Origin of the sequence: Pseudomonas sp. KnCO4, assembly GCF_045344305.1 — a bacterium.
GTDB classification, from domain to species: Bacteria; Pseudomonadota; Gammaproteobacteria; order Pseudomonadales; family Pseudomonadaceae; genus Aquipseudomonas; species Aquipseudomonas anuradhapurensis.
In genome coordinates this window covers 3766251-3788172 of sequence record NZ_CP174199.1, presented here as the reverse complement: position 1 = coordinate 3788172, position 21922 = coordinate 3766251, and the positions used below count along the sequence as shown (strand labels likewise).

22 protein-coding genes are annotated in these 21922 nt (G+C 64.5%); 12 read left to right on the top strand and 10 right to left on the bottom strand.

Features of this window, described 5'->3' with window-relative positions:
* Positions 1 to 9 precede the first annotated feature (9 nt).
* The 10 genes from ACJA3S_RS17640 to ACJA3S_RS17595 all read left to right on the top strand — a co-directional run bounded on the left by ACJA3S_RS17640 (position 10) and on the right by ACJA3S_RS17595 (position 8606).
* Positions 10 to 1983: a heme lyase CcmF/NrfE family subunit gene (locus tag ACJA3S_RS17640; RefSeq protein ID WP_406822271.1), complete on the top strand. Its 1974-nt coding sequence runs from the start codon at positions 10 to 12 to the stop codon at positions 1981 to 1983.
* The gene (locus ACJA3S_RS17635) at positions 1980 to 2516 is read left to right on the top strand and encodes a DsbE family thiol:disulfide interchange protein (protein WP_170031056.1); all 537 of its coding nucleotides are present in this window, start codon (positions 1980 to 1982) and stop codon (positions 2514 to 2516) included. The genes ACJA3S_RS17640 and ACJA3S_RS17635 overlap by 4 nt, the downstream gene beginning before the upstream one ends.
* Complete coding sequence (locus tag ACJA3S_RS17630; protein ID WP_170031054.1) at positions 2513 to 2989, top strand: cytochrome c-type biogenesis protein; 477 nt, start codon at positions 2513 to 2515, stop codon at positions 2987 to 2989. Before ACJA3S_RS17635 ends, ACJA3S_RS17630 begins: the two co-directional genes overlap by 4 nt.
* On the top strand, positions 2982 to 4178 hold the full coding sequence (ccmI, locus tag ACJA3S_RS17625; protein ID WP_406819446.1) for a c-type cytochrome biogenesis protein CcmI: 1197 nt from the start codon (positions 2982 to 2984) through the stop codon (positions 4176 to 4178). Before ACJA3S_RS17630 ends, ccmI begins: the two co-directional genes overlap by 8 nt.
* Positions 4179 to 4190: 12 nt before the next feature.
* Complete coding sequence (locus ACJA3S_RS17620) at positions 4191 to 4607, top strand: hypothetical protein (protein ID WP_170031050.1); 417 nt, start codon at positions 4191 to 4193, stop codon at positions 4605 to 4607.
* 421 nt (positions 4608 to 5028) lie between these two features.
* Complete coding sequence (locus tag ACJA3S_RS17615; RefSeq protein WP_406819445.1) at positions 5029 to 5967, top strand: 2-hydroxyacid dehydrogenase; 939 nt, start codon at positions 5029 to 5031, stop codon at positions 5965 to 5967.
* A gap of 46 nt (positions 5968 to 6013) precedes the next feature.
* Positions 6014 to 6802, top strand: a complete 789-nt coding sequence (locus tag ACJA3S_RS17610) for a PhzF family phenazine biosynthesis protein (RefSeq protein WP_406819444.1) — start codon at positions 6014 to 6016, stop codon at positions 6800 to 6802.
* A 92-nt stretch (positions 6803 to 6894) separates the two neighbouring features.
* Positions 6895 to 7302, top strand: a complete 408-nt coding sequence (locus tag ACJA3S_RS17605) for a GFA family protein (protein WP_406819443.1) — start codon at positions 6895 to 6897, stop codon at positions 7300 to 7302.
* 109 nt (positions 7303 to 7411) lie between these two features.
* Positions 7412 to 7750 carry an FKBP-type peptidyl-prolyl cis-trans isomerase gene (locus ACJA3S_RS17600; RefSeq protein ID WP_406819442.1) on the top strand — a complete coding sequence of 113 codons (339 nt, stop codon included), beginning with the start codon at positions 7412 to 7414 and terminating at the stop codon, positions 7748 to 7750.
* A 193-nt stretch (positions 7751 to 7943) separates the two neighbouring features.
* On the top strand, positions 7944 to 8606 hold the full coding sequence (locus ACJA3S_RS17595) for a histidine phosphatase family protein (protein WP_406822270.1): 663 nt from the start codon (positions 7944 to 7946) through the stop codon (positions 8604 to 8606).
* A gap of 31 nt (positions 8607 to 8637) precedes the next feature.
* Here the strand turns inward: ACJA3S_RS17595 and ACJA3S_RS17590 are convergent, their stop codons facing one another.
* From ACJA3S_RS17590 to ACJA3S_RS17580, 3 genes are all read right to left on the bottom strand, one after another.
* Positions 8638 to 9366 carry an aspartate/glutamate racemase family protein gene (locus ACJA3S_RS17590; RefSeq protein ID WP_406819441.1) on the bottom strand — a complete coding sequence of 243 codons (729 nt, stop codon included), beginning with the start codon at positions 9364 to 9366 and terminating at the stop codon, positions 8638 to 8640.
* Positions 9367 to 9382: 16 nt separating this feature from the next.
* Positions 9383 to 10915: an NCS1 family nucleobase:cation symporter-1 gene (locus ACJA3S_RS17585; RefSeq protein WP_406819440.1), complete on the bottom strand. Its 1533-nt coding sequence runs from the start codon at positions 10913 to 10915 to the stop codon at positions 9383 to 9385.
* 497 nt (positions 10916 to 11412) lie between these two features.
* The gene (locus ACJA3S_RS17580; RefSeq protein ID WP_406819439.1) at positions 11413 to 11850 is read right to left on the bottom strand and encodes an Lrp/AsnC family transcriptional regulator; all 438 of its coding nucleotides are present in this window, start codon (positions 11848 to 11850) and stop codon (positions 11413 to 11415) included.
* A gap of 133 nt (positions 11851 to 11983) precedes the next feature.
* Between ACJA3S_RS17580 and ACJA3S_RS17575 the strand changes: the two genes are divergently transcribed.
* Both ACJA3S_RS17575 and ACJA3S_RS17570 read left to right on the top strand, forming a co-directional pair.
* On the top strand, positions 11984 to 12880 hold the full coding sequence (locus tag ACJA3S_RS17575; protein WP_406819438.1) for a DMT family transporter: 897 nt from the start codon (positions 11984 to 11986) through the stop codon (positions 12878 to 12880).
* Positions 12881 to 12995: 115 nt separating this feature from the next.
* Entirely contained in the window at positions 12996 to 13922 is a 927-nt protein-coding gene (locus tag ACJA3S_RS17570; RefSeq protein ID WP_406819437.1) for a class I SAM-dependent methyltransferase, read from the top strand.
* Between the two features lie 123 nt (positions 13923 to 14045).
* Here ACJA3S_RS17570 and ACJA3S_RS17565 read toward each other — a convergent pair whose 3' ends face one another.
* The 7 genes from ACJA3S_RS17565 to hyi form a co-directional block, all read right to left on the bottom strand.
* Complete coding sequence (locus ACJA3S_RS17565; RefSeq protein WP_289135793.1) at positions 14046 to 15047, bottom strand: sulfate ABC transporter substrate-binding protein; 1002 nt, start codon at positions 15045 to 15047, stop codon at positions 14046 to 14048.
* Positions 15048 to 15183: 136 nt separating this feature from the next.
* On the bottom strand, positions 15184 to 16005 hold the full coding sequence (locus tag ACJA3S_RS17560; RefSeq protein ID WP_406819436.1) for an ion transporter: 822 nt from the start codon (positions 16003 to 16005) through the stop codon (positions 15184 to 15186).
* A gap of 45 nt (positions 16006 to 16050) precedes the next feature.
* Positions 16051 to 16923 carry an urea transporter gene (locus tag ACJA3S_RS17555; RefSeq protein WP_406819435.1) on the bottom strand — a complete coding sequence of 291 codons (873 nt, stop codon included), beginning with the start codon at positions 16921 to 16923 and terminating at the stop codon, positions 16051 to 16053.
* A gap of 187 nt (positions 16924 to 17110) precedes the next feature.
* Positions 17111 to 18526 carry a pyruvate kinase gene (gene pyk / locus ACJA3S_RS17550; protein WP_406819434.1) on the bottom strand — a complete coding sequence of 472 codons (1416 nt, stop codon included), beginning with the start codon at positions 18524 to 18526 and terminating at the stop codon, positions 17111 to 17113.
* A complete protein-coding gene (locus ACJA3S_RS17545) occupies positions 18523 to 19797 on the bottom strand; it encodes a glycerate kinase (protein WP_406819433.1) in 1275 nt (424 codons plus the stop codon). The genes pyk and ACJA3S_RS17545 overlap by 4 nt, the downstream gene beginning before the upstream one ends.
* A 259-nt stretch (positions 19798 to 20056) precedes the next feature.
* Complete coding sequence (locus ACJA3S_RS17540; RefSeq protein WP_176510460.1) at positions 20057 to 20950, bottom strand: 2-hydroxy-3-oxopropionate reductase; 894 nt, start codon at positions 20948 to 20950, stop codon at positions 20057 to 20059.
* Positions 20951 to 21102: 152 nt separating this feature from the next.
* Positions 21103 to 21885 carry a hydroxypyruvate isomerase gene (hyi, locus tag ACJA3S_RS17535; RefSeq protein ID WP_406819432.1) on the bottom strand — a complete coding sequence of 261 codons (783 nt, stop codon included), beginning with the start codon at positions 21883 to 21885 and terminating at the stop codon, positions 21103 to 21105.
* Between the last annotated feature and the right edge of the window lie 37 nt (positions 21886 to 21922).

The following is a 21922-nucleotide window of genomic DNA, read 5'->3' as shown; positions in this document are numbered from 1 at the left end:
GCGGCGCTGGTGATCCCCGAACTTGGCCAGCTGGCGATGATCCTGGCGATCTGCTTTGCCGTCGTGCAGGCCACGCTGCCACTGCTGGGCGCGTGGCGTAACGACAGCCTGTGGATGAGCCTGGCGCGCCCGGCGGCCTGGGGCCAGTTCGCGTTCCTGGCCTTTGCCTTCGCCTGCCTGACCCACGCGTTCATGACCGACAACTTCTCGGTCGCCTACGTGGCCAGCAACTCCAACAGCGCCTTGCCGTGGTACTACAAGTTCAGCGCCGTCTGGGGCGCCCACGAAGGCTCGTTGCTGCTGTGGGCGTTGATCCTCGGCGGCTGGACCTTTGCCGTGTCGATCTTCTCGCGCCAGCTGCCACAGGTGATGCTGGCCCGTGTGCTGGCGGTGATGGGCATGATCAGCGTCGGCTTCCTGAGCTTCCTGATCATCACCTCCAATCCGTTCCAGCGCCTGTTGCCGCAGGTGCCGAGCGATGGCCGCGACCTCAACCCGCTGCTGCAGGACTTCGGCCTGATCGTCCACCCACCGATGCTGTACATGGGCTACGTCGGTTTCTCGGTGGCCTTTGCCTTCGCCATCGCCGCGCTGCTCGGCGGGCGCCTGGATGCCGCCTGGGCGCGCTGGTCGCGGCCGTGGACCATCGTCGCCTGGGCTTTCCTCGGCGTGGGGATCACCCTTGGTTCGTGGTGGGCCTATTACGAACTGGGTTGGGGCGGCTGGTGGTTCTGGGACCCGGTCGAGAACGCCTCGTTCATGCCCTGGCTGGTGGGCACCGCGTTGATCCACTCGCTGGCGGTGACGGAAAAGCGCGGGGTGTTCAAGAGCTGGACCGTGCTGCTGGCGATTGCCGCGTTCTCGCTGAGCCTGCTGGGTACCTTCCTGGTCCGCTCCGGCGTGCTGACCTCGGTGCATGCGTTCGCCGCCGACCCGGCGCGTGGTGTGTTCATCCTGATCTTCCTGCTGTTCGTGGTCGGCGGTTCGCTGACCTTGTTCGCCGTGCGCGCGCCGGTGGTCAAGAGCCAGGTCGGCTTTGCCCTGTGGTCGCGGGAAACGTTGCTGCTGGCCAACAACCTGATCCTGGTGGTGGCTGCTTCGATGATCCTGCTCGGCACCTTGTACCCGTTGGTGCTTGACGCCCTCAGCGGGGCCAAGCTGTCGGTCGGGCCGCCGTACTTCGATGCCTTGTTCCTGCCGTTGATGGCGCTGCTGATGGTGGTGCTGGGCGTGGGCGTGGTGGTGCGCTGGAAAGACACCCCGGGCAAGTGGCTGGCGAGCATGATGACCCCGGTATTGATCGGCAGCGCAGTGCTGGCGCCGCTCGCCGGCTTCATCGTCGATGATTTCGACTGGCCAGCGCTGAGCGCCTTCGCTTTGGCTGCCTGGGTGGTGCTCGGTGGGTTGCGCGACATCTTCGACAAGACCCGCCACAAAGGCCTGGTCAAAGGCGTGCGGGGCCTTTCGCGCAGCTACTGGGGCATGCAGCTGGCGCACCTGGGCCTGGCGGTGTGTGCCTTGGGCGTGGTGCTGTCGAGCAACAACAGCGCCGAGCGCGACCTGCGCATGGCACCGGGCGAAAGCGTCGAGCTGGGCGGTTATCACTTCCTGTTCGAAGGCGCCAGGCACTACGAAGGGCCGAACTTCATCTCCGACAAGGGCACCATCGTGGTCAGCCGCGATGGCCGCGAAGTGACCACCCTGCACCCGGAAAAGCGCCTGTACAGCGTGCAGCAGTCGATGATGACCGAAGCCGGCATCGACGCCGGCTTCACCCGCGACCTGTATGTTGCCCTCGGCGAGCCGCTGGAAAACGGCGCCTGGGCAGTGCGCGTGCATATCAAGCCTTATGTCCGCTGGATCTGGCTGGGCGGTCTGCTGACCGGCCTGGGCGGGTTGCTGGCGGCCCTCGACCGGCGCTACCGCGTCAAGGTCAAGACCCGGGTGCGTGAAGCCCTGGGCGTGTCTGGAGCAGCTGCATGAAGCGTTGGATCATGGTGGTGCCATTGGTGGTGTTCCTGCTGATGGCGGTTGTCCTCTACAAGGGGCTGTTCCTCAAGCCCGACGAGCTGCCGTCGGCAATGATCGGCAAGCCGTTCCCGGCGTTTTCCCTGGCCTCGACCCAGGGCGACCGTACCCTGACCCAGGCTGACTTGCAGGGCCGCCCGGCGCTGGTCAACGTGTGGGCGACCTGGTGCCCGTCGTGCAAGGTCGAACACCCGTACCTCAACCAGCTGGCCGAGCAGGGCGTGGTGATCCACGGCATCAACTACAAGGACGACAACGCCGCGGCACAGAAGTGGCTGGCCGAGTTCCACAACCCGTACCAGCTGGACATCCGTGACGAACAGGGCAGCCTGGGCCTGGACCTGGGCGTGTACGGCGCGCCGGAAACCTTCCTGATCGACGCCAAGGGCATCATCCGCTACAAGCACGTCGGCATCGTCGATGCCACGGTATGGCGCGAACAGCTGGCACCGCTGTACCAGGGCCTGGTCGACGAGGCCAGGCCATGAAGCGCTGGTTGGCAGCGGCCGTGCTGGGCATGAGCCTGGCCGGTGTGGCCAAGGCGGCCATCGATACCTACCAGTTCCGCGATGACGCCGAGCGCGAGCGTTACCAGCAGCTGACCAAGGAACTGCGTTGCCCCAAGTGCCAGAACCAGGACATCGCCGACTCCAACGCACCGATCGCCGCCGACCTGCGCCGCGAAATCTTCCGCATGCTCGGCGAAGGCAAGAGCAACCAGCAGATCGTCGACTTCATGGTCGACCGCTATGGCGACTTCGTGCGCTACAAGCCGGCACTCAGTGGCCGCACCTGGTTGCTCTGGTTCGGCCCGGGGATCTTGCTGGTCGGTGGCTTCGTGGTGCTGGCGGTGATCGTGCGCCGTCGCCGTGGTTCGGCCACCCAGGCTGCGCAGGAGCTGTCCTTCGAAGAACGCGAGCGTCTCGCCAAACTGCTGGAAAAAGAACAGACCCATGACTGAATTCTGGCTTAGTGCGGGCCTGCTGCTGCTCGCTGCCATCGGCTTTCTGCTGATCCCGATCCTGCGTGGCCGTCGCCAGCAGCAGGAAGAAGACCGCACCGCCCTGAACGTGGCGCTGTACCAGGAGCGTATCGCCGAACTGGCGGCGCAGCAGGCCGCTGGCGTGCTCGACGACGCGCAGATGGCCAAGGGCCGCGACGAAGCCGCCCGCGAGCTGCTGGCGGATACCGACGGTGTCGAACCTGCGCGTCAGGGCCACCTGGGCAAGGCGTTGCCAGTGCTGGCGGCGCTGCTGGTGCCGCTGATGGCGCTGGGGCTGTACCTGCATTTTGGCGCGGCGGACAAGGTGGCGCTGACCCAGGAGTTCGCCGAGGCGCCGAAGTCGATGGAAGAAATGACGACGCGCCTGGAGCGGGTGGTGCAGGCCCAGCCGGATTCGGCCGAGGCGGTGTACTTCCTGGGGCGTGCCTACATGGCCGAACAGCGCCCGGCCGACGCCGCGCGCACCTTCGAGCGCGCGGTGGCCTTGGCCGGGCGCCAGCCTGAATTGCTCGGGCAGTGGGCCCAGGCCTTGTACTTCGCGGCTGGCAAGCAATGGAGCGGGCAGTTGCAGGCGCTGACGGACGAAGCACTGAAAGCCGACCCCAACGAAGTGACCAGCCTGGGGCTGCGTGGTATCGCTGCGTTCGAGGGCGAGCGTTACCAGGAAGCGATCGATTACTGGAAGCGCTTGCTGGCGCAACTGCCGGAAGGCGACGCATCGCGTGCGGCCCTGCAAGGTGGCATCGATCGCGCTGCCGAGCGCCTGGGTGGTTCGCCGGGCCAGGCCGCGCAAGCCGCGCCGGTGGCGGCGCGCCTGAAGGTGCGGGTGGAGCTGGCTGCGGCGTTGAAAGACAAGGTTCGGGCGAACGACACGGTGTTCATCTTCGCCCGCGCCAGCAATGGGCCGCCGATGCCGTTGGCGGCCAAGCGGGTGACGGTGGCGCAGTTGCCGATCGAGGTGGAATTGTCCGATGCTGACGCAATGATGCCGCAGATGAAACTGTCCGACTTTGCCGAAGTCCAACTGGTTGCACGTGTCTCGCGCGCTGGCCAGCCTACCCATGGCGAGTGGATTGGCCAGGGCGCGCCACTGCCCAGCGCCACCCAGGCGACCCAGCACCTGACCATCGACAGCCCCGACCCGTAAGAGAGCAATGCCATGCACAGCACCGTCCGCCTGACCCTGATCACCCTGGCCCTGGGTTTGTCTGCGTGTACGGTGCATGAGCCGTACGAGCAGCCGGAGCCGCCGATCGAGCGGTTGCCGCAGCAGGGGCCGGTGGTCAAGCCGGTGCCGGGTGGGCAACCGTCCACTGCGCCGAGCAAGCCGGCGGCCATCCCCAAGCCGATGCCGCGGACTTCGGCCAGCTTCGCGCCACCGCCTGGCGGGGCGAGCCATTGGGACCCGAAACTGGGTGTATATGTGCTTGAGAAGCAACCCAATACCTTCTACCGCCAGCGTACCTACTACCGGTTCGATAACGGCTGGAGTTGGTCGCTGAGCCCGAATGGGCCTTGGCAGGAAACGGACAGCAGTGGCGTGCCGGGTGGCTTGGGACGCGCATTCGCGCAGTAGTTGCAGCGTTAACGTTGCTTCTTGCTTCTTGCTTCTTGCTTCTTGCTTCTTGCTTTTTGCTTTTTGCTTTTGCTTTTGCTTCTAAGCGCGCAATAGTTCAGGCGCCGCCGAATGCGACTTCAGTAGGCCGAGCGAAGGGCTTGCGGAGGGAGGTGACGGGCATCCATGCCCGTCACCTCCCTCCGCAAGCCCTTCGCTCGGCCTACTGAAGTCGCGAAGATCAAGATCAAGATCAAGATCAAGATCAAGATCAAGATCAAGATCAAGATCAAGATCAAGATCAAAAGCAGAGCAGAGCAGAGCAAGAGCAAGAGTAGGAAGCCATGTTGAGCAGAACAGTGCAGTTCTGCCTCATTATTTCGGTTGACTGTACTGGTCGGTGATTCCGCATAATGCCACCTCGAACTGATCCGGAGGTGGCATGCGCAAGACAGTCCTGGTCCTGGTAGAAACCGTCGACGATTACCTGCCCCTGCTGGAGCAGGCTGGCTATCAGCTGATTCGTGCCCCCACACCGCAACTGCGCGCCGAGGCCATTCGGCAGCACGCCGATGAAATCGATGCGGTTCTCACCCGCGGCCCGCTGGGCCTGACAGCCGCCGAAATCCAAACCCTGCGCCGATTACAGATCATCTGCGTGATCGGCGCCGGCTACGAGCAGGTCGATCTGGCCGCCGCCGCCGCCCGCGGCATCACCGTCACCAACGGTGCCGGGGCCAATGCCAACGCGGTCGCGGACCACGCCATGGCCTTGCTGTTGGCGTTGTTGCGCGACATCCCCCGCGCCGATGCCAGTATCCGCCACGGCGAATGGAACCGAGTGATCAGCCCCTCGGTGACCGGCAAGCGCCTGGGCATTCTCGGCCTCGGTGCGGTCGGGCAGGCTATCGCCAGGCGCGCCCATCAGGGCTTCGACATGCCCATCAGCTACCACAGCCGCACGCCACGCCAAGATCTGCCCTACACCTGGTACGACAGCCCGCTGCACCTGGCCGAGGCCGTCGACATTCTGCTGGTGGCTACCCCCGGCGGTGCCGAGACCCGCCATCTGGTCGATGCCGCGGTGCTCGATGCGCTGGGCACCAAGGGCTACCTGGTAAACATCGCCCGCGCCAGCGTGGTCGACACCCAGGCGCTGGTTGCCGCCCTGCAGCAGGGGCGGCTGGCCGGTGCCGCGCTCGATGTGTTCGATGACGAGCCGCAGGTGCCCGATGCGCTCAAGGCCCTCGGCAATACCGTGCTCACGCCCCATGTAGCCGGCCAGTCGCCAGAGGCGGCACGCGACACGGTAACCTTGGTGCTGCGCAACTTGCAGGCGTTCTTTGCCGGTGAGCCGGTGCTGACCCCCGTTCTACCTTGACCCATTCGATATCCCCGGCACTGCCCGGCCCATAAGGAGCGTTTGCATGCAACTCGAGATCTTCCAGGTCGATGCCTTTTCCGACAAGCCTTTCGGTGGCAACCCGGCCGCTGTAGTCCCGCTGGAAAGCTGGTTGCCGGATGAGGTACTGCAGCGCATCGCAGAAGAGAACAACCTGTCGGAAACCGCCTATTTCGTGCGTAACGGTGAAGCCTTCGACCTGCGATGGTTCACCCCGACCGTGGAAGTCGACCTGTGCGGCCATGCCACCCTGGCGTCAGCCTATGTGCTTTTCGAACAGTTGGGCGAGCAGGCGCAGGTGCTGCGCTTCAACACCCGCAGTGGCGAGCTGCGTGTCAGCCGCAGCGGCGATGGGCTGTTGGCCATGGACTTTCCAGCCAGGCAACCGGCCGCCGTGGAACTTCCCACGGGCCTGCTGCAGGCGCTCGGGCTGAGCCAGGCGCAAGCAGTGTTCCGCAGCGATGACTATGTGGTAGTGATCGACGATGCCTTGTTGCTCGATCGTTTGCAGCCGGACTTCGTCGCCCTGGCGCGCTTCGACGTGCGCGGCATCGCAGTGACGGCGGCAGGCCGCGGCTTTGATTTCGTTACCCGCTGGTTCGGCCCGCGAGTGGGCGTCAACGAAGACCCGGTGACCGGTTCGGCGCACACCTCACTGGCGCCGATATGGGCCGAGCGCCTGGGCAAACAGGTGCTCAGCTGCGAGCAGGGTGGTGCGCGCAAAGGGCGCCTGCAATGCGAAGTGCCGGGCAACGGCAGGGTCATCATCAGCGGGCGGGCAGCATTGTACCTGCGTGGTACGGTGTCCATCTGACCCGGGCATCCGCCTTGCGCTGCCTGTGCCGGCGATGTGGCCGGCACAGGCGTCTATAATTGCTGGCCCATCTTCAGCTGAAGGAGTCAGCCATGCCCCTGGAAAAACACGGTACCTGCCTGTGCGGTGCCACCCGGCTCACCGCTATCGTCGACAACACCCACATCAGCGCCTGCCATTGCAGCATGTGTCGCAAGTGGACCGGCGGCCCGCTGCTGGTGGTGCACTGCAGCCAGCCACCGGTAATCGAAGGGCGTGCGCCCAGCGTCTACGATTCGTCCGATTGGGCTCAGCGCGGTTTCTGCGGCCAGTGCGGCACCCATCTGTATTACCGGCTCAAGGCCAACGACTTCCATGCCGTGCCGGTCGGCCTGCTTGACGGTGACCAGGAATGGGCGTTCGACCTGCAGATTTTTGTCGAACAGAAACCCGCCTGGTATTGCTTCGCCAACCAGACCAGGGAATTGACCGGGCAGCAGGCCTTCGAGCAGCTCGGCTGATTCAGGCCTGGGGCAGCGGGCGGCACTGACGTCGATGCCATGCGAACTTGCCAAACAGGCGCATTCCTGAGAAAAGGGCGGCTTTGTTTCCAGTATTGGAGTGTGCCCCGTGAGCCAAGAACTGCAGATCACCGACCTCGTCGAAGGCGACGGCAAGGCCGTCGTCAAAGGCGCCCTGATCACCACCCAGTACACCGGCTGGCTGGCCGATGGCAGCGAGTTCGACTCATCCTGGTCGCGCGGCAAACCGTTCCAGTGCGTGATCGGCACCGGCCGGGTCATCAAGGGCTGGGACCAAGGCCTGATGGGCATGCGCGTGGGTGGCAAGCGCAGGCTGCAGGTACCGGCGCAGTTGGCCTACGGCGAGCGCAGCGTGGGTGCGATCCCGCCGCATTCGGACCTGACCTTCGAGATCGAGTTGCTGGAAGTGCTGACGCGGGATGACTGAAAGCGCCCGGCCACCCGCCAGGCGCATGCAACCGCAGGTTCTTTACCCTACACAATTCGGCAATACCCATTACCTAGCATGGCCTTGTCCAGGGACGGCAGCCGACTTCAAGGAGGAACCAAACGGGTTCAGGGCACTCTGACCCTCACTCGTTGCCAAGGATGGCACCCACTACAAAGGGTGTCTCGCCTTGATCAAGTTGCCTACGTTCTTTTCCCGTCATCGCCACCTGCTGCTGGGCCTGGTGCTCAGCACCGCCGCCGTGCCGCTGTTGCTGGAGGCTGTCGAAAGCCGGGCGCAACCGGCGGATGGCACGCAAACCCTGGTGTTCCTGCGCCACGCCGAGAAGCCGGAAGAGGGCTTGGGCCAATTGAGCTGCCAGGGCCTCAACCGGGCGCTGGATCTGGCCAGCGTGCTGCCCGAACGCTTCGGCAAGGCCGACTACGTGTTCGCCGCCAACCCGTCGCGGCATGTCGAGGAAGGTAGCAAGCAGGAAAGCTACAGCTACATCCGCCCGCTGATGACCATCAGTCCCAGCGCCATTCGCCTGGGCCTGCCTGTGAACATCGATTACGGCGCCAACGACACCGAAGCGCTGGCCGACGAGCTGCTGCGCGACAAGTACCGCAACGCGACCGTCTACACCGCCTGGTCGCACGGCTACCTCCCCGAGCTGATCAACACGGTGGCCGGCAAGGCCCTGGGTGACCAGCGGGTGATCACCGAGGACTGGAACGGTGACGATTTCGATACCCTCTACGTGCTCAAGCTGACCTGGCACGACGGCAAGGCCAGCCTGCTCAGCCGCAACGTGCGCCAGGGGCTGGATGGTCGGGCTCGGGGCTGCCCGACCTGAGCCGCGGGTGACGGATTGACCGTATCAGGAATCAACGACCGCAGCGCATCGGCCAACCCAGCACCTTTTTCACCCGCGGCGTGGCATAGGTACGTACCTTGGAAGTACTCAGGCCCATGCGCACCAGTGCTTCGGCAACGGTAACCGCGGCGCTGACGCCATCCACCACCGGCACGCCCGTGCGCAGGCGGATCTGCTCGTCCAGCCCGGCCATGCCACCGCAACCCAGGCAGATCACTTCGGCCTTGTCGTCACGCACGGCGCGTTCGGCCTGCTCGACGATCGCCGCCACGGCGCGCTGCGGGTCGGCCTCCAGTTCCAGCACCGCCAGGCCACTGGCGCGCACCGAGGCGCAGCGGTCATACAGCCCGGACAGCTTCAGGCGGTCTTCGATCAGCGGCACGGTGCGGTCCAGGGTGGTCACCACCGAATAGGCGTGGCCCAGGTACATCGCGGTGCTGGCGGCGGCGTCGGTGATGTCCACCACCGGTACGTCCAGCAACTCCTGCAGGCCCTCGCGGCCATGCTCGCCATAGCCGGCCTGGATCACCGCATCGTACGGGCCGTCGTAGGCCAGCACCCGGTCCATCACGGCGATGGCGGCCAGGTAGCTTTCGAAATTGCCTTCCACCGATTCGGCGCCGAACCATGGGGTCAGGCCGATGATTTCGGTACCGGGCGCGGCCACGCTGCGGGCCTGTTCGGCGATGGCTTCGGTGATGGCTGCGGTGGTGTTGACGTTGGCAATCAGGATACGCATGTGTAGCCCTCCCTGGTCAGTGGCTGCTGTGGTCGACGGCGATGCATTCGCCGCTGACGTCGTGGTATTGGCGGTTGCGCGGCGCGATCAGCAGGTACACCGCAGCGGCGATGCCGGCGCCGATCAGCCAGGAGAACGGCGCGATGCCATGGAAGTTGGGCACCAGGGCCAGGACGATGGCCAGCAGTGCGGCCGGCACGAAAGCGGCCACGGCGCGCAGGTTGATGCCCTTGCTGTAGTGGTAGGCCCCGGCTGGGTGCTCGGTGTACAGCTCCGGCACGTTGATGCGGCCTTTGCGCAGCAACCAGTAGTCGGCCATGATCACCCCGTACAGCGGGCCGAGCAGCGCGCCCAGGCCGGACAGGAAGTACACGATCACCAGCGGGCTGTTGTACAGGTTCCACGGCAGGATCAGCACCGCCAGGGTGGCGCTGATCAGCCCGGCACGGCGGAAGTTCAGCTGGCGCGGCGCCAGGTTGCTGAGCACGAAGGCCGGCGCGACGAAGTTGGCCATGATGTTCACCGCCACGGTGACGATCAGGAAGGCCAGGCAACCGAGCACCAGGAACGGCGTGCTGGGGATGCTGGCGACGATTTGCGTCGGGCTGTCGATGACTTGGCCGTTGATCTGGAACTGCGCACCGCACAGCACCACGGTGATCATGGCGAACACCAGGATGTTCACCGGCAGGCCCCAGAAATTGCCCACGCGAATGGTCTTGCGGCAGGGCGAAGAGCGGGCGAAGTCGCAGAAGTTCAGCACCAGGGTGCCGTAGATGGCCAGCCATAAGGCGCCGCCGGCAAAGATGTTGCGCCACATCTCGTAGCCGCTCAGCGGCGCGGCCACCGACCAGGCGATGCGGGCGTCGGCCTGGACGTACATGAACACCGCCAGGGCGGCAACCGTCAGCAGGATCACCGGGCCGGCGAAGGCCTCGTAGCGGCGCACCATCTCCATGCCGTAGGCGAGGATTACCAGCTGCACCAGCCAGATCGACACGAAGCACACCCAGCCCAGGCTCGACAGGCCGAGGATGCTGTCGTGGTCGTAGGCGGCCAGGTGCGGCCACACGGCAGTCAGCAGCACGCGCAGCACCACCGATGCCAGGTAGGTCTGGATGCCGAACCAGGCGATGGCGATGACCGCGCGGATCAGGGCCGGGATCTGCGCGCCGTGGATGCCGAAGGCGATGCGGCTGATGACCGGGAACGGCACGCCGGTTTTCTGCCCCATGTAGCCAGACAGGTTCATGAAGAAGTACACCAGCGCTGCGCCGATGGCCAGCGACAGCAGTATCTGCCAGCCACCCAGGCCGAGGGCGAACAAGCCCATGGCGAACGAGTAGTTGGCAATGTTGTGCACATCGTTGGTCCACAGCGCGAAGATGCTGTAGCGGCCCCAGCGGCGGCCTTGGAGGCGCGTCGGGGCAAGGTCGCGATTATGCAGGCGCGGGCTCAGGGCAAGGGCCGGCTGGCTGTCGGCAAGTGGCGAGGCGGGGTGGGTGCTGGCGACGGATAGTTCAGGGGCAAGGTCGAGGCTGGTACTCATTCCGGCGGGCTCCTGATGCACGTGGACTGCGATGAGCGGGCATGCGCACGGGCTCGCCATCTCGTCGGTGCAGCGTTGGCATCACTGGGTTCAGGGCGCGGCGGCCGCTGTTGGGGCGGCGTCGCGGGTTCTTGTGTATTTATGTTTTGTTCAACTTGTATACAAAACACGAACACACAAAAGCGAGTTCCGTGCCATAGGAGAACCAACCAGGCAGATGCCATTATTTTGAATCTGTCGTTATTGCCGATAACTTTATGAAATGCGTCAAATATAAATTGACCGATTGAACAGGTTTAAATTTTTTGCGTACTGTTTAGTTGATCGATTGGTCAAACTTTAAGGTGGGCGTGGTGTAACGTATTGGGGCGCTAAATTGGAAAGTGCACACAAAAATGGCACTTATGGTGACATTCTTGTGTACAAAAAATAGTCAGCTTTTTTCTGAGCCGGCCTCTTCTCAGGTTTGCCTGCGCAGCGGTCGGCTCAGACTTGGCTCACTCCATTGGCGGCAGCCGCCGCTTCACCGGGCTTTTCTTGATAATTGCGGTATTGGTTTCGGCCAGCGTGTTAAGCCGGTCAAGGAGGGTATCCAGCTGCTCCATCGAACGCACATGCAGGCGGGCGATGAAGCAATCCTCGCCAGTGACCTTGTCGCACTCGGTGAACTCGGGGATGGCAATGATCTGCCGCTCCACCTCCTGTAACTGCCCGGGCAGCGGGCGGATGCGCACGATCGCTTGCAGCTGGTAGCCAAACGCGCGCGGGTCGACCTCCACGGTGTAGCCACGCAACACGCCGCGCTCCTCCAGGCGGCGCAAGCGTTCACTGACGCTGGGCGCAGACAACCCGCTGATCTGCGCCAAGGCCTTGAGCGAACGGCGTGAGTCTTCCATCAGTGCATTGATCAGCAACTGGTCGATGGCATCGGTCATGCTCACCTCGTAAGGTCGTTTGGATGATTTGCCTTGATAGTAAAGGTAGCTCGGCAAATCTACCTTCGATATTCGCTGGAAGGCCTCCCGGAAACATTTGCATACTGTTGCCATCATCGACAGGAGGTGTGAAATGGATAGTTCGTTGCGCCGTGGTTCGCTGGAAATGGTGGCCGCCATGCTGATTTCCGGGACCATCGGCTGGTTCGTGCTGGTGTCTGGCCAGCCGGTGCTCGAGGTGGTGTTCTGGCGCTGCGTGTTCGGTGCCGTGACCTTGCTGGCCATCTGCGCAGGCTTTGGCTTCTTGCGGCCGGGCGTTATCAGCCGCACGGCGTTTATGCTGGCGATTGCCAGCGGTGTGGCGATCGTCGGCAACTGGGTGCTGTTGTTCGCGTCCTACTCGCGGGCATCGATTGCCATCGGCACGGCGGTGTACAACGTGCAGCCGTTCATGCTGGTGGGGCTGGCGGCGGTGTTCCTGGGCGAAAGGATCACCTTGGCCAAGGTCACCTGGCTGAGCGTGGCGTTCCTCGGCATGCTGGCGATCGTCAGTGCCCATGGCAGCGGGCAGGGTGGTGGTGACGATTATCTGCTGGGCATTGCCCTGGCGCTGGGGGCGGCCTTCCTGTATGCCATCGCGGCACTGATCATCAAGCGCCTGAGCGGCACCCCACCGCACCTGATCGCGTTGATCCAGGTGGCTACCGGCGTGCTGTTGCTGGCGCCTTGGGTCAAGCTGGGCGGGTTGCCGGGCGAAGTGCCGGCGCTGGCCAGCCTGGTGACCTTGGGCATGGTGCACACGGGCTTGATGTATGTGCTGCTGTACAGCGCCATCCAGCGCTTGCCCACGGCATTGACCGGGGCGCTGTCGTTCATCTACCCGATTGCAGCGATATTGGTCGACTGGGTGGCCTTTGGGCACCGTCTGGCACCGCTGCAGTGGCTGGGGGTGGCGCTGATCCTGCTGGCGGCGGCGGGGATGCAGCAGGGCTGGTGGTTCCGGCCTGCTCGGGTTGTGGCCGAGGAGTGAGGGGGTAGGCGGGCAGACCCGCTTGCAGGGCCGGCACAGCCCCTGTGGGCGCGGGTTTACCCGTGAAAGGGCGCGCAAGGTAGAATGCCGTTTTTTTGCCAGCTTGCGACCCCTGATGACTTCGCCAATCCAGACTCTTGAGCATCACCTGCTCACCGCCCTCGACCCTGCCCCGCAGGAAACCCGCCGCCTGTTCCACGGCCGTGGCCGCTGCTGGGCGGGCCTGGAGCAGGTCACCGTCGACTGGCTGCAGGGTGTGCTGTCGGTGGCGCTGTTCCGCGAGCCGGCCGAAGGCCAGCTGGCTGAACTGGAAGCCATGTTGCGCAGCCTCGCCGAGCGCCCACAGTGGACCGGCCAGGCTATCCTTATCCAGCACCGTTACCTGCCCGACAGCCCGGGCCAGTGGCTGCTGGGCGAGCCGTGCCGGCAACGCGAAGTGATCGAAGACGGCCTGACCTACCTGCTCGACCTGGGGGTGCGGCAGAACAACGGCCTGTTCCTCGACATGCGCTATGGCCGACGTTGGGTGCGCGAGCAGGCGGCGGGCAAGCGCGTGCTGAACCTGTTCGCCTATACCTGCGGCTTCTCGGTGGCGGCAATTGCCGGCGGCGCCGAGCAGGTGGTGAACCTGGACATGGCCAAGTCGGCATTGTCGCGCGGGCGCGACAATCATCGGCTGAATGGCCATGACCCATCGCGCGTGGCATACCTGGGGCATGAGCTGTTCAAGTCGTGGGGCAAGGTGCGCAAGTACGGGCCTTATGACCTGATCATCATCGACCCGCCGACCTTCCAGCGCGGCAGCTTCGTGCTGACCCAGGACTACGCGAAGATCCTGCGGCGCTTGCCGGAGCTGTTGAACCCGGGCGGTACGGTGCTGGCGTGCGTGAACGACCCGGGGATCGGGTCGGAGTTTCTGATCGAGGGCATGGCGCAGCAGGCGCCGTCGCTGGCGTTTGTCGAGCGGCTGGAGAACCCGCCGGAATTTCCTGACGTGGACCCGGCGGGGGGCTTGAAGGCCCTGGTATTCCGTCAGGTCTAATGTCGCCTGTACCGGCCCTTTCGCGGGCAAGCCCGCTCCCACAGGGACCCCACAGCATTCAGGCCTGTGCTAATCCTGTGGGAGCGGGCTTGCCCGCGAAGAGGCCGGTAAGGCTTACATCAATTACTGATTGTTGGTGTAGATCTGGTCAAACACCCCACCATCATTGAAGTGGGTCTTCTGCACGGTGCGCCAGTCGCCGAAGGTCTTCTCCACCGACAGGAAGTCCACTTTCGGGAAGCGGTCGGTGTACTTGGCCAGTACCGTTGCATCACGCGGGCGCAGGTAGTTTTGCGCGGCAATTTCCTGGGCCGCTGGCGACCACAGGTACTTCAGGTATTCCTCGGCCACCGCCTGGGTGCCTTTGCGCGCCACGACCTTGTCGACCACGCTGACTGGCGGCTCGGCTTCGGCCGATACGCTCGGGTAGACCACTTCGAACTGGTCGCGGCCAAATTCGCGGGCGATCATCTCGGCTTCGTTCTCGAAGGTCACCAGCACATCGCCGATCTGGTTGGTCATAAAGGTAGTGGTTGCGGCGCGGCCACCGGTGTCGAGCACAGGCGCCTGCTTGAACAGCTTGCCGACGAAGGCCTTGGCCTTGTTCTCGTCGCCGCCCTGCTTGAGTACATAGCCCCAGGCCGACAGGTAGGTGTAGCGACCGTTACCCGACGTCTTCGGGTTGGGCACGATTACCTGCACGCCGTCCTTGAGCAGGTCGGGCCAGTCCTTCAGGGCTTTCGGGTTGCCCTTGCGCACGATGAACACGGTGGCCGAGGTGAACGGCGCGCTGTTGTTCGGCAGGCGGCTTACCCAGTTGTCCGGCACCAGCTTGCCGTTGTCGGCCAGGGCGTTGATGTCGGTGGCCATGTTCATGGTGATGACGTCAGCCGGCAGGCCATCGATCACTGCACGCGCCTGTTTGCTCGAGCCGCCGAAGGACATCTGCACGTTGACCTTCTCGTTGTGCTCGGCTTCCCAGTGCTTCTGGAAGGCCGGGTTGTAGTCCTTGTAGAAGTCGCGCATCACGTCGTAGGAAACGTTGAGCAGGGTGGGGGCGGCCTGGGCCAGGTTGCCCAGGGCAAGGCCTGCGGCGAGCAGCGAGGCGGTGAAGAGTTTTTTCACGTTGCTTCCTTGTTAGCGAGAAGGTATTGGCAATTTTGCCTGCGACTATAGCGGGCAGGTCCGTGGCGGTTAAAGAACAAAAAACACTTTGGTTATGCTTCTGCCTAATCGTGCGACAGGGCCGGAACAGGCAACTTCATTGTTTAGGGAACAGCGCATTGCCACAGCGGGAACAGAACGCTGCCGCCGGTTCATGGCTCTTCTTGCTGCAGGTGGGGCAGTCGTGTTGCACCTGCTCGCCGCGCATGGCATTGGTCAGTTCGGCGGTGAATATCCCGGTCGGCACGGCAATGATCGAATAACCGATGATCATCACCAGCGACGAAATCACCTGCCCCAGCGGGGTCTTCGGCACGATATCGCCAAAGCCCACGGTGGTCAGGGTGACGATGGCCCAGTAGATGCCTTTGGGAATGCTGGTGAAACCGTGCTGCGGCCCTTCGATCACGTACATCAGGGTGCCGAACACGGTTACCAGGGTGGAAACGGTGACCAGGAACACGATGATCTTCTGCTTGCTGCCGCGCAGCGCGTCGATCAGGTAATGCGCCTGCTTTAGGTACGGGCTGAGCTTGAGCACGCGGAAGATCCGCAGCATCCGGATCACGCGGATGATCAGAAGGTACTGGGCGTCGCTGTAGTACAGGGCGATGATCCCCGGCACGATCGCCAGCAGGTCGACCAGGCCGTAGAAGCTGAAGGCATAGCGCAGCGGCTTGGGCGAGCAGTACAGGCGGGTGAGGTACTCGGCCAGGAAGATCGCGGTGAAGCCCCACTCGATAGCGGCCAGCAGGCCGGCGTAGCCCTGGTGTACTTCGTCGATGCTATCGAGGATGACGGTGACCAGGCTGGCCAGGATGATCAGCAGGAGGATCTTGTCGAAGCGTCTTCCAGCCACGGTGTCGGTCTGGAAGACGATGACGAAGAGCCGCTCGCGCAGGCTCGCGGGGTTGTTCATGGGCTCGTTCCACAATGGCGATGGGCTGAGCCTAGGGGTTGCCTTTCAGCTGTGCAAGCGGCTGGCGTTGCGCTGCCTGGGCTGGGCCAGGTGGCTGCCCAGGTGCATCAGCCAGCAGGCGGCGACGAAGGGCGCGGTCAGGCCGGGCAGCGGCAGCCATTTGAACAGGGGTTGCACCAGCAGGGCGAGGACGATGGCCAGCAGCGTTACCCAGGGCTTCTCACCTTGCCTGCTGAAGGCCAGTGCCGCCAATGCCGCGTTGAAGCCGTACAGGCCCAGCCACGCAGCCTGTGCCTGATCGGTGAGCAACGCCAGGCCGCCACCGATGGCCGAGCCGAGCACTGCCCACAGTGCGGCATAGGGGTTGGCAATGAACATGCCGACGATGATCAGCAGGCCGGCCAGCGGCTGGTCGAGCAGGAAAATCTGCCCCACCCCGCGCGCCAGGGCACACAGCGGGTCGGCTTCGACGAAGCCAGCGGGCGCGGGCGTGGCGATCAGCAGGGTGACCCAGCCGAGCAGCACGAAGGGGGCGGTGTAGGCAACCAGCAGCTTGCCGCCACGCTTGCGCCATTGCTGGGTGATGATGCTGGACAGGCCACCGGCGGCGATGATCAGCGGTGGCAGGATGGCCGACCAGGGCAGCACGGCGCTGATCAGGATGCCGATCAGTACGCCGTTGTAGCTGTACAAGCCGGCCTGGCGATCGGCGCGGTCGTAGCCGCGGGCCTGGGCGGTGAGCAGCCCGGCGAGAGCGCCGAGCAGGGCGCCACCGACCAGGTCGGGGGCGGTCAGCAGGATGGCCAGCAGGCAGCACAGGCCGCACAGGGGATTGCGCAGCAGCAGCACCTGGCTGAAGCCGTTGAGCAGCGCCGTGGCCCAGTCGGGGCACGGGTTGACGAAATTCTTGGTGTACATCGGGGCAGTCAGTGAAGTTGATGGGGAGCGGTGGGCCTCTTTGGGCCTCGGGTTTTCCGCAGTTGTGTGCGACACCACCGACCCTGTGGGAGCGGGCGTGCCCGCGAATGCGTCAGCTCAGGCAACATCGTTGTCCCTGCTGGCCGCTTCGCGGGCACGCCCGCTCCCACAGGAGAGATGCGCTGATTCAGATCAAGGTTTCGATCCGCAGCGTATTAGTCGACCCCGGCTTGCCGAACGGCACACCGGCGGTGATCAGCAGCGTGTCGCCACGGCTGGCCATGCCTTGCGCTTGGGCAATCTCCAACGCGGTGGACACCACCTCGTCCACCTGGCGCAGGCGGTCGTTGACCACCGAGTGCACGCCCCACGCCACGCTCAGGCGGCGCGCGGTGTTCAGGTTCGGCGTCAGGTTGAGGATCGGTGCCCGTGGGCGCTCGCGCGCAGCACGCAAGGTCGAGGCGCCCGACTCGCTGTAGTTGACCAGCACCGCCACCGGCAGGATGCCGCTGATCCGGCGGATCGCGCAGCTGATGGCGTCCGACACGGTGGCTTCGGCCTTCGGCCGACCCACGTCGAGCTGGGCCTGGTAGTCCGGGCCATGCTCCACCTGGCGGATGATCTTGCTCATCATCTGCACGGCTTCCAGCGGGTAGTCACCCGAGGCGGTCTCGGCCGACAGCATCACCGCGTCGGCACCCTCGGCCACGGCGTTGGCCACGTCGGTGACTTCGGCACGGGTCGGGGCCGGCGAGAAGCGCATGGATTCAAGCATCTGCGTGGCCACCACCACCGGTTTGCCCAGCTGGCGGCAGGTGCCGATGATGCGCTTCTGGATCTGCGGCACGCTTTCCGCCGGCACTTCCACGCCGAGGTCGCCACGGGCCACCATGATCGCGTCGGACAGTTCGGCGATGGCCTGCAGTTGCTCGACTGCCGAGGGCTTCTCGATTTTCGCCATCAGGTAGGCGCGGTCACCGATCAGCTGGCGTGCTTCGGTGATGTCTTGCGGGCGCTGGACGAACGACAGGGCCACCCAGTCCACGCCCAGTTCCAGGCCGAAGGCCAGGTCGCGGCGGTCTTTCTCGGTGAGCGGCGAGAGGTCGAGTACCGCTTGCGGCACGTTGACCCCCTTGCGGTCGGACAGCTCGCCACCGGCCAGCACTTCGGTGTCGATGGCGTCGCTGTGCTTGGCGGTGACGCGTAGGCGCAGCTTGCCGTCGTCGAGCAACAGGTCCATGCCAGGCTCGAGCGCGGCGATGATTTCGGGGTGCGGCAGGTTCACCCGGCGGCTGTCGCCCGGGGCCTTGTCCAGGTCCAGGCGCAGGGCCTGGCCGCGTTGCAGCTGGACCTTGCCTTCGGCAAAGCGGCCAACGCGCAGCTTCGGCCCCTGCAGGTCCATGAGAATGCCCAGCGGGTAGTTCAGTTGCTGCTCGACCTCGCGAATCCACTGGTAGCGCAGCGCGTGGTCGGCGTGTTCGCCGTGGCTGAAGTTGAGGCGGAAGATGTTCACCCCGGCTTCGACCAGTTGGCGGATATCGTCGATGCCTTTGATCGCAGGGCCGAGGGTGGCGAGGATCTTCACTTTTTTATCAGGCGTCATGATTGGGCAGTCTCGAGAATCAGGATGGCGCGGAAGTCGTTGACGTTGGTGCGGGTTGGCTCGGTGACGATCAGCGCATCCAGCGCGGCGAAGTAGCCGTAGCCGTTGTTGTTGTCCAGCTCGTCGCTGGCCGACAGGCCCAGCGCTTCGGCGCGGGCGTAGCTGCCCGGGGTCATCAAGGCACCGGCGTTCTCTTCCGAGCCATCGATGCCGTCGGTGTCGCCGGCCAGGGCATACACCCCTGGCAGGCCCTTGAGGCTCTCGGTCAGGCTGAGCAGGAATTCGGCGTTGCGCCCGCCACGGCCATTGCCACGCACGGTGACGGTGGTTTCGCCACCGGAGAGGATCACGCACGGCGCCTTCAGCGGCTGGCCATGCTGGACGATCTGCCGGGTGATGCCGGCGTGCACCTTGGCCACTTCGCGCGACTCGCCTTCCAGGTCGCCGAGGATCAGCGGGCTGAACCCGGCCTGGCGCGCCTTGACCGCAGCGGCCTCGAGCGACTGCTGGGGCTTGGCGATCAGCTGGAAGTGGCTGCGGGCCAGGGCCGGGTCATCGGCCTTGACGGTTTCCGAGGCTGGGTTGTTGAGCCAGTCGATGACCGCTTTGGGGGCCTCGATGTTGTAGCGCTTGAGGATGGCCAGGGCGTCGGCCGAGGTGCTCGGGTCGGCCACGGTGGGGCCGGACGCGATCACCGTGGCGAGGTCGCCCGGTACATCGGAAATGGCATAGGTGTAGACCGTGGCCGGCCAGCAGGCCTTGGCCAGGCGGCCGCCCTTGATCGCCGAGAGGTGCTTGCGCACGCAGTTCATCTCGCCGATGGTGGCGCCGGACTTGAGCAGCGCCTTGTTGATCTGTTGCTTGTCGGCCAGGGTCAGGCCCTCGGCGGGCAGGGCCAGCAACGCCGAACCACCGCCAGACAGCAGGAAAATGACGCGGTCGTCTTCGCCGAGGTTGCTGACCAGCTCCAGCACGCGCTTGGCCACGGCCAGGCCGGCGGCATCGGGGACCGGGTGGGCGGCTTCGACCACTTCGATCTTCTGGCAGTTGGCGCCATGGCCGTAGCGGGTGACGACCAGGCCGGAGACTTCGCCGTGCCAGCTTTTTTCGACCACTTCGGCCATGGCGGCGGCGGCCTTGCCGGCGCCGATGACGATGACCCGGCCGCTACGGTCGGCGGGCAGGTAGGGTTCGAGGACTTGGCGCGGGTGGGCGGCGGCGATGGCTGTGTCGAACAGCTCGCGGAGAAGTTTTTGCGGATCGACCGACATGGCAGGCTCCCAGTTTATTGTTGTTCTGCACAATCAAGAACGCCCCTGGAACTGCCTCCGTGCAGGCCGAACCAGGGGCGGGTGTTGCTCGGGGTCACCGCTGAGACTGTGGTCGCAGGTTCAGCGGTGTGGATCTGCAATCCTGGGGGCGCTTTGCGCCTCTTTCGCGACGCAAGGCCGCTCCTACAAGGGATCGCGTACCGCTTGTAGGAGCGGCCTTGTGTCGCGATAGGGCTGCGCAGCAGCCCCCGGATTCAAATTACTTGTCGTCGCGGATCGAGAAGTTGGCCATGTGCTCCAGGCCTTTGATCAGCGCCGAGTGGTCCCAGTTGCCGCCGCCCAGGGCCTGGCAGGTGTTGAACACTTGCTGGGCATTGGAGGTGTTGGGCAGGTTGATGCCCAGTTCCTTGGCGCCTTGCAGGGCCAGGTTGAGGTCCTTCTGGTGCAGGTTGATGCGGAAGCCTGGGTCGAAGGTGCCCTTGATCATGCGCTCGGCATGCACTTCAAGGATCTTCGACGAGGCGAAGCCACCCATCAGCGCTTCACGTACCTTGGCAGGGTCGGCGCCATTCTTGGCGGCGAACAGCAGGGCTTCGGCCACGGCCTGGATGTTCAGGGCAACGATGATCTGGTTGGCCACCTTGGCGGTCTGGCCGTCGCCGTTGCCACCCACGCGGGTGATGTTCTTGCCCATGGCTTCGAACAGCGGCAGGGTGCGCTCGAAGGCCTTCGGGCAGCCACCGACCATGATGCTCAGGGTCGCGGCCTTGGCACCCACTTCACCACCGGATACCGGGGCGTCCAGGTAGGCAGCGCCAGTGGCCTTGATCTTTTCGGCGAAGGCTTTGGTCGCGGTCGGCGAGATCGAGCTCATGTCGATCACTACCTTGTTCGGGCCCACGCCCTCGGCCACGCCGTTTTCACCGAACAGGACGCTTTCGACCTGGGGGGTGTCCGGCACCATGATGATGATGAACTCGGCTTCCTGGGCCACTTCCTTCGGGTTGGCCAGGGCCACTGCGCCAGCGGCGATCAGGTCGGCTGGGGCCGCGTCGTGGTGGGTGGAAACGAAGATGCTGTGGCCTGCTTTCTGCAGGTTCTGCGCCATGGGCTTGCCCATGATGCCGGTGCCGAGGAAACCGATTTTAGCCATGAAAATGTGCCTCTTTGTATTTGTGATATCTCAAGCGAGCCTTGGCCCCCTGTGGGAGCGGGCTTGCCCGCGAAGCAGACAACTCGGTGGGTGGCACCGGCTTCGCCGGTGTTCGCGGGTACGCCCGCTCCCACAGTGTTCCGCGTTGTTTCTTAAATTGCGTTATGGGTCTTCAGCCAGCCCAGACCCGCTTCGGTGGTAGTCAGCGGCTTGTACTCCGCGCCCACCCAACCCTGGTAGCCGATGCGGTCCAGGTGCTCGAACAGGAAGCGATAGTTGATCTCGCCGGTGCCAGGTTCGTTACGCCCCGGGTTGTCGGCCAGCTGGATGTGGTTGATCAGCTTCAGGTTGGCTTCCATGGTCCGCGCCAGGTCACCTTCCATGATCTGCATGTGATAGATGTCGTACTGCAGGAACAGGTTGTCGCTGCCCACCTCGGCCTGGATATCCAGGGCCTGCTGGGTGGTGTTCAGGTAGAAGCCGGGAATGTCGCGGGTGTTGATCATTTCCATGACCAGGCGGATCCCGGCGGCTTTCAGCTTGTCGGCGGCGTAGCGCAGGTTCTCCACGAAGGTCTTGCGCACGGTGGCGCAGTCCGGGCCTTGTGGGCGAATGCCGGCCAGGGCGTTGACCTGGGTGTTGCCCAGCACCTTGGCGTATTCGATGGCCTTGTCGACCCCGGCGCGGAACTCCGCGACGCGGTCCGGGTGGCAGGCGATGCCTCGCTCGCCTTTGGCCCAGTCACCGGCCGGCAGGTTGAACAGCACCTGGGTCAGGCCGTTGGCCTGCAGCTGCTGCTTGATCTCGGCGGCGCTGAAGTCATACGGGAAGAGGTATTCGACGCCGCTGAAACCAGCATCGGCGGCAGCCTTGAAGCGGGCCAGGAAGTCCTGTTCGGTGAACAGCATGGACAGGTTGGCAGCGAAGCGAGGCATGGTGTGTCTCCTTGCAGTGAAGGCCCCCGGCGCCCCT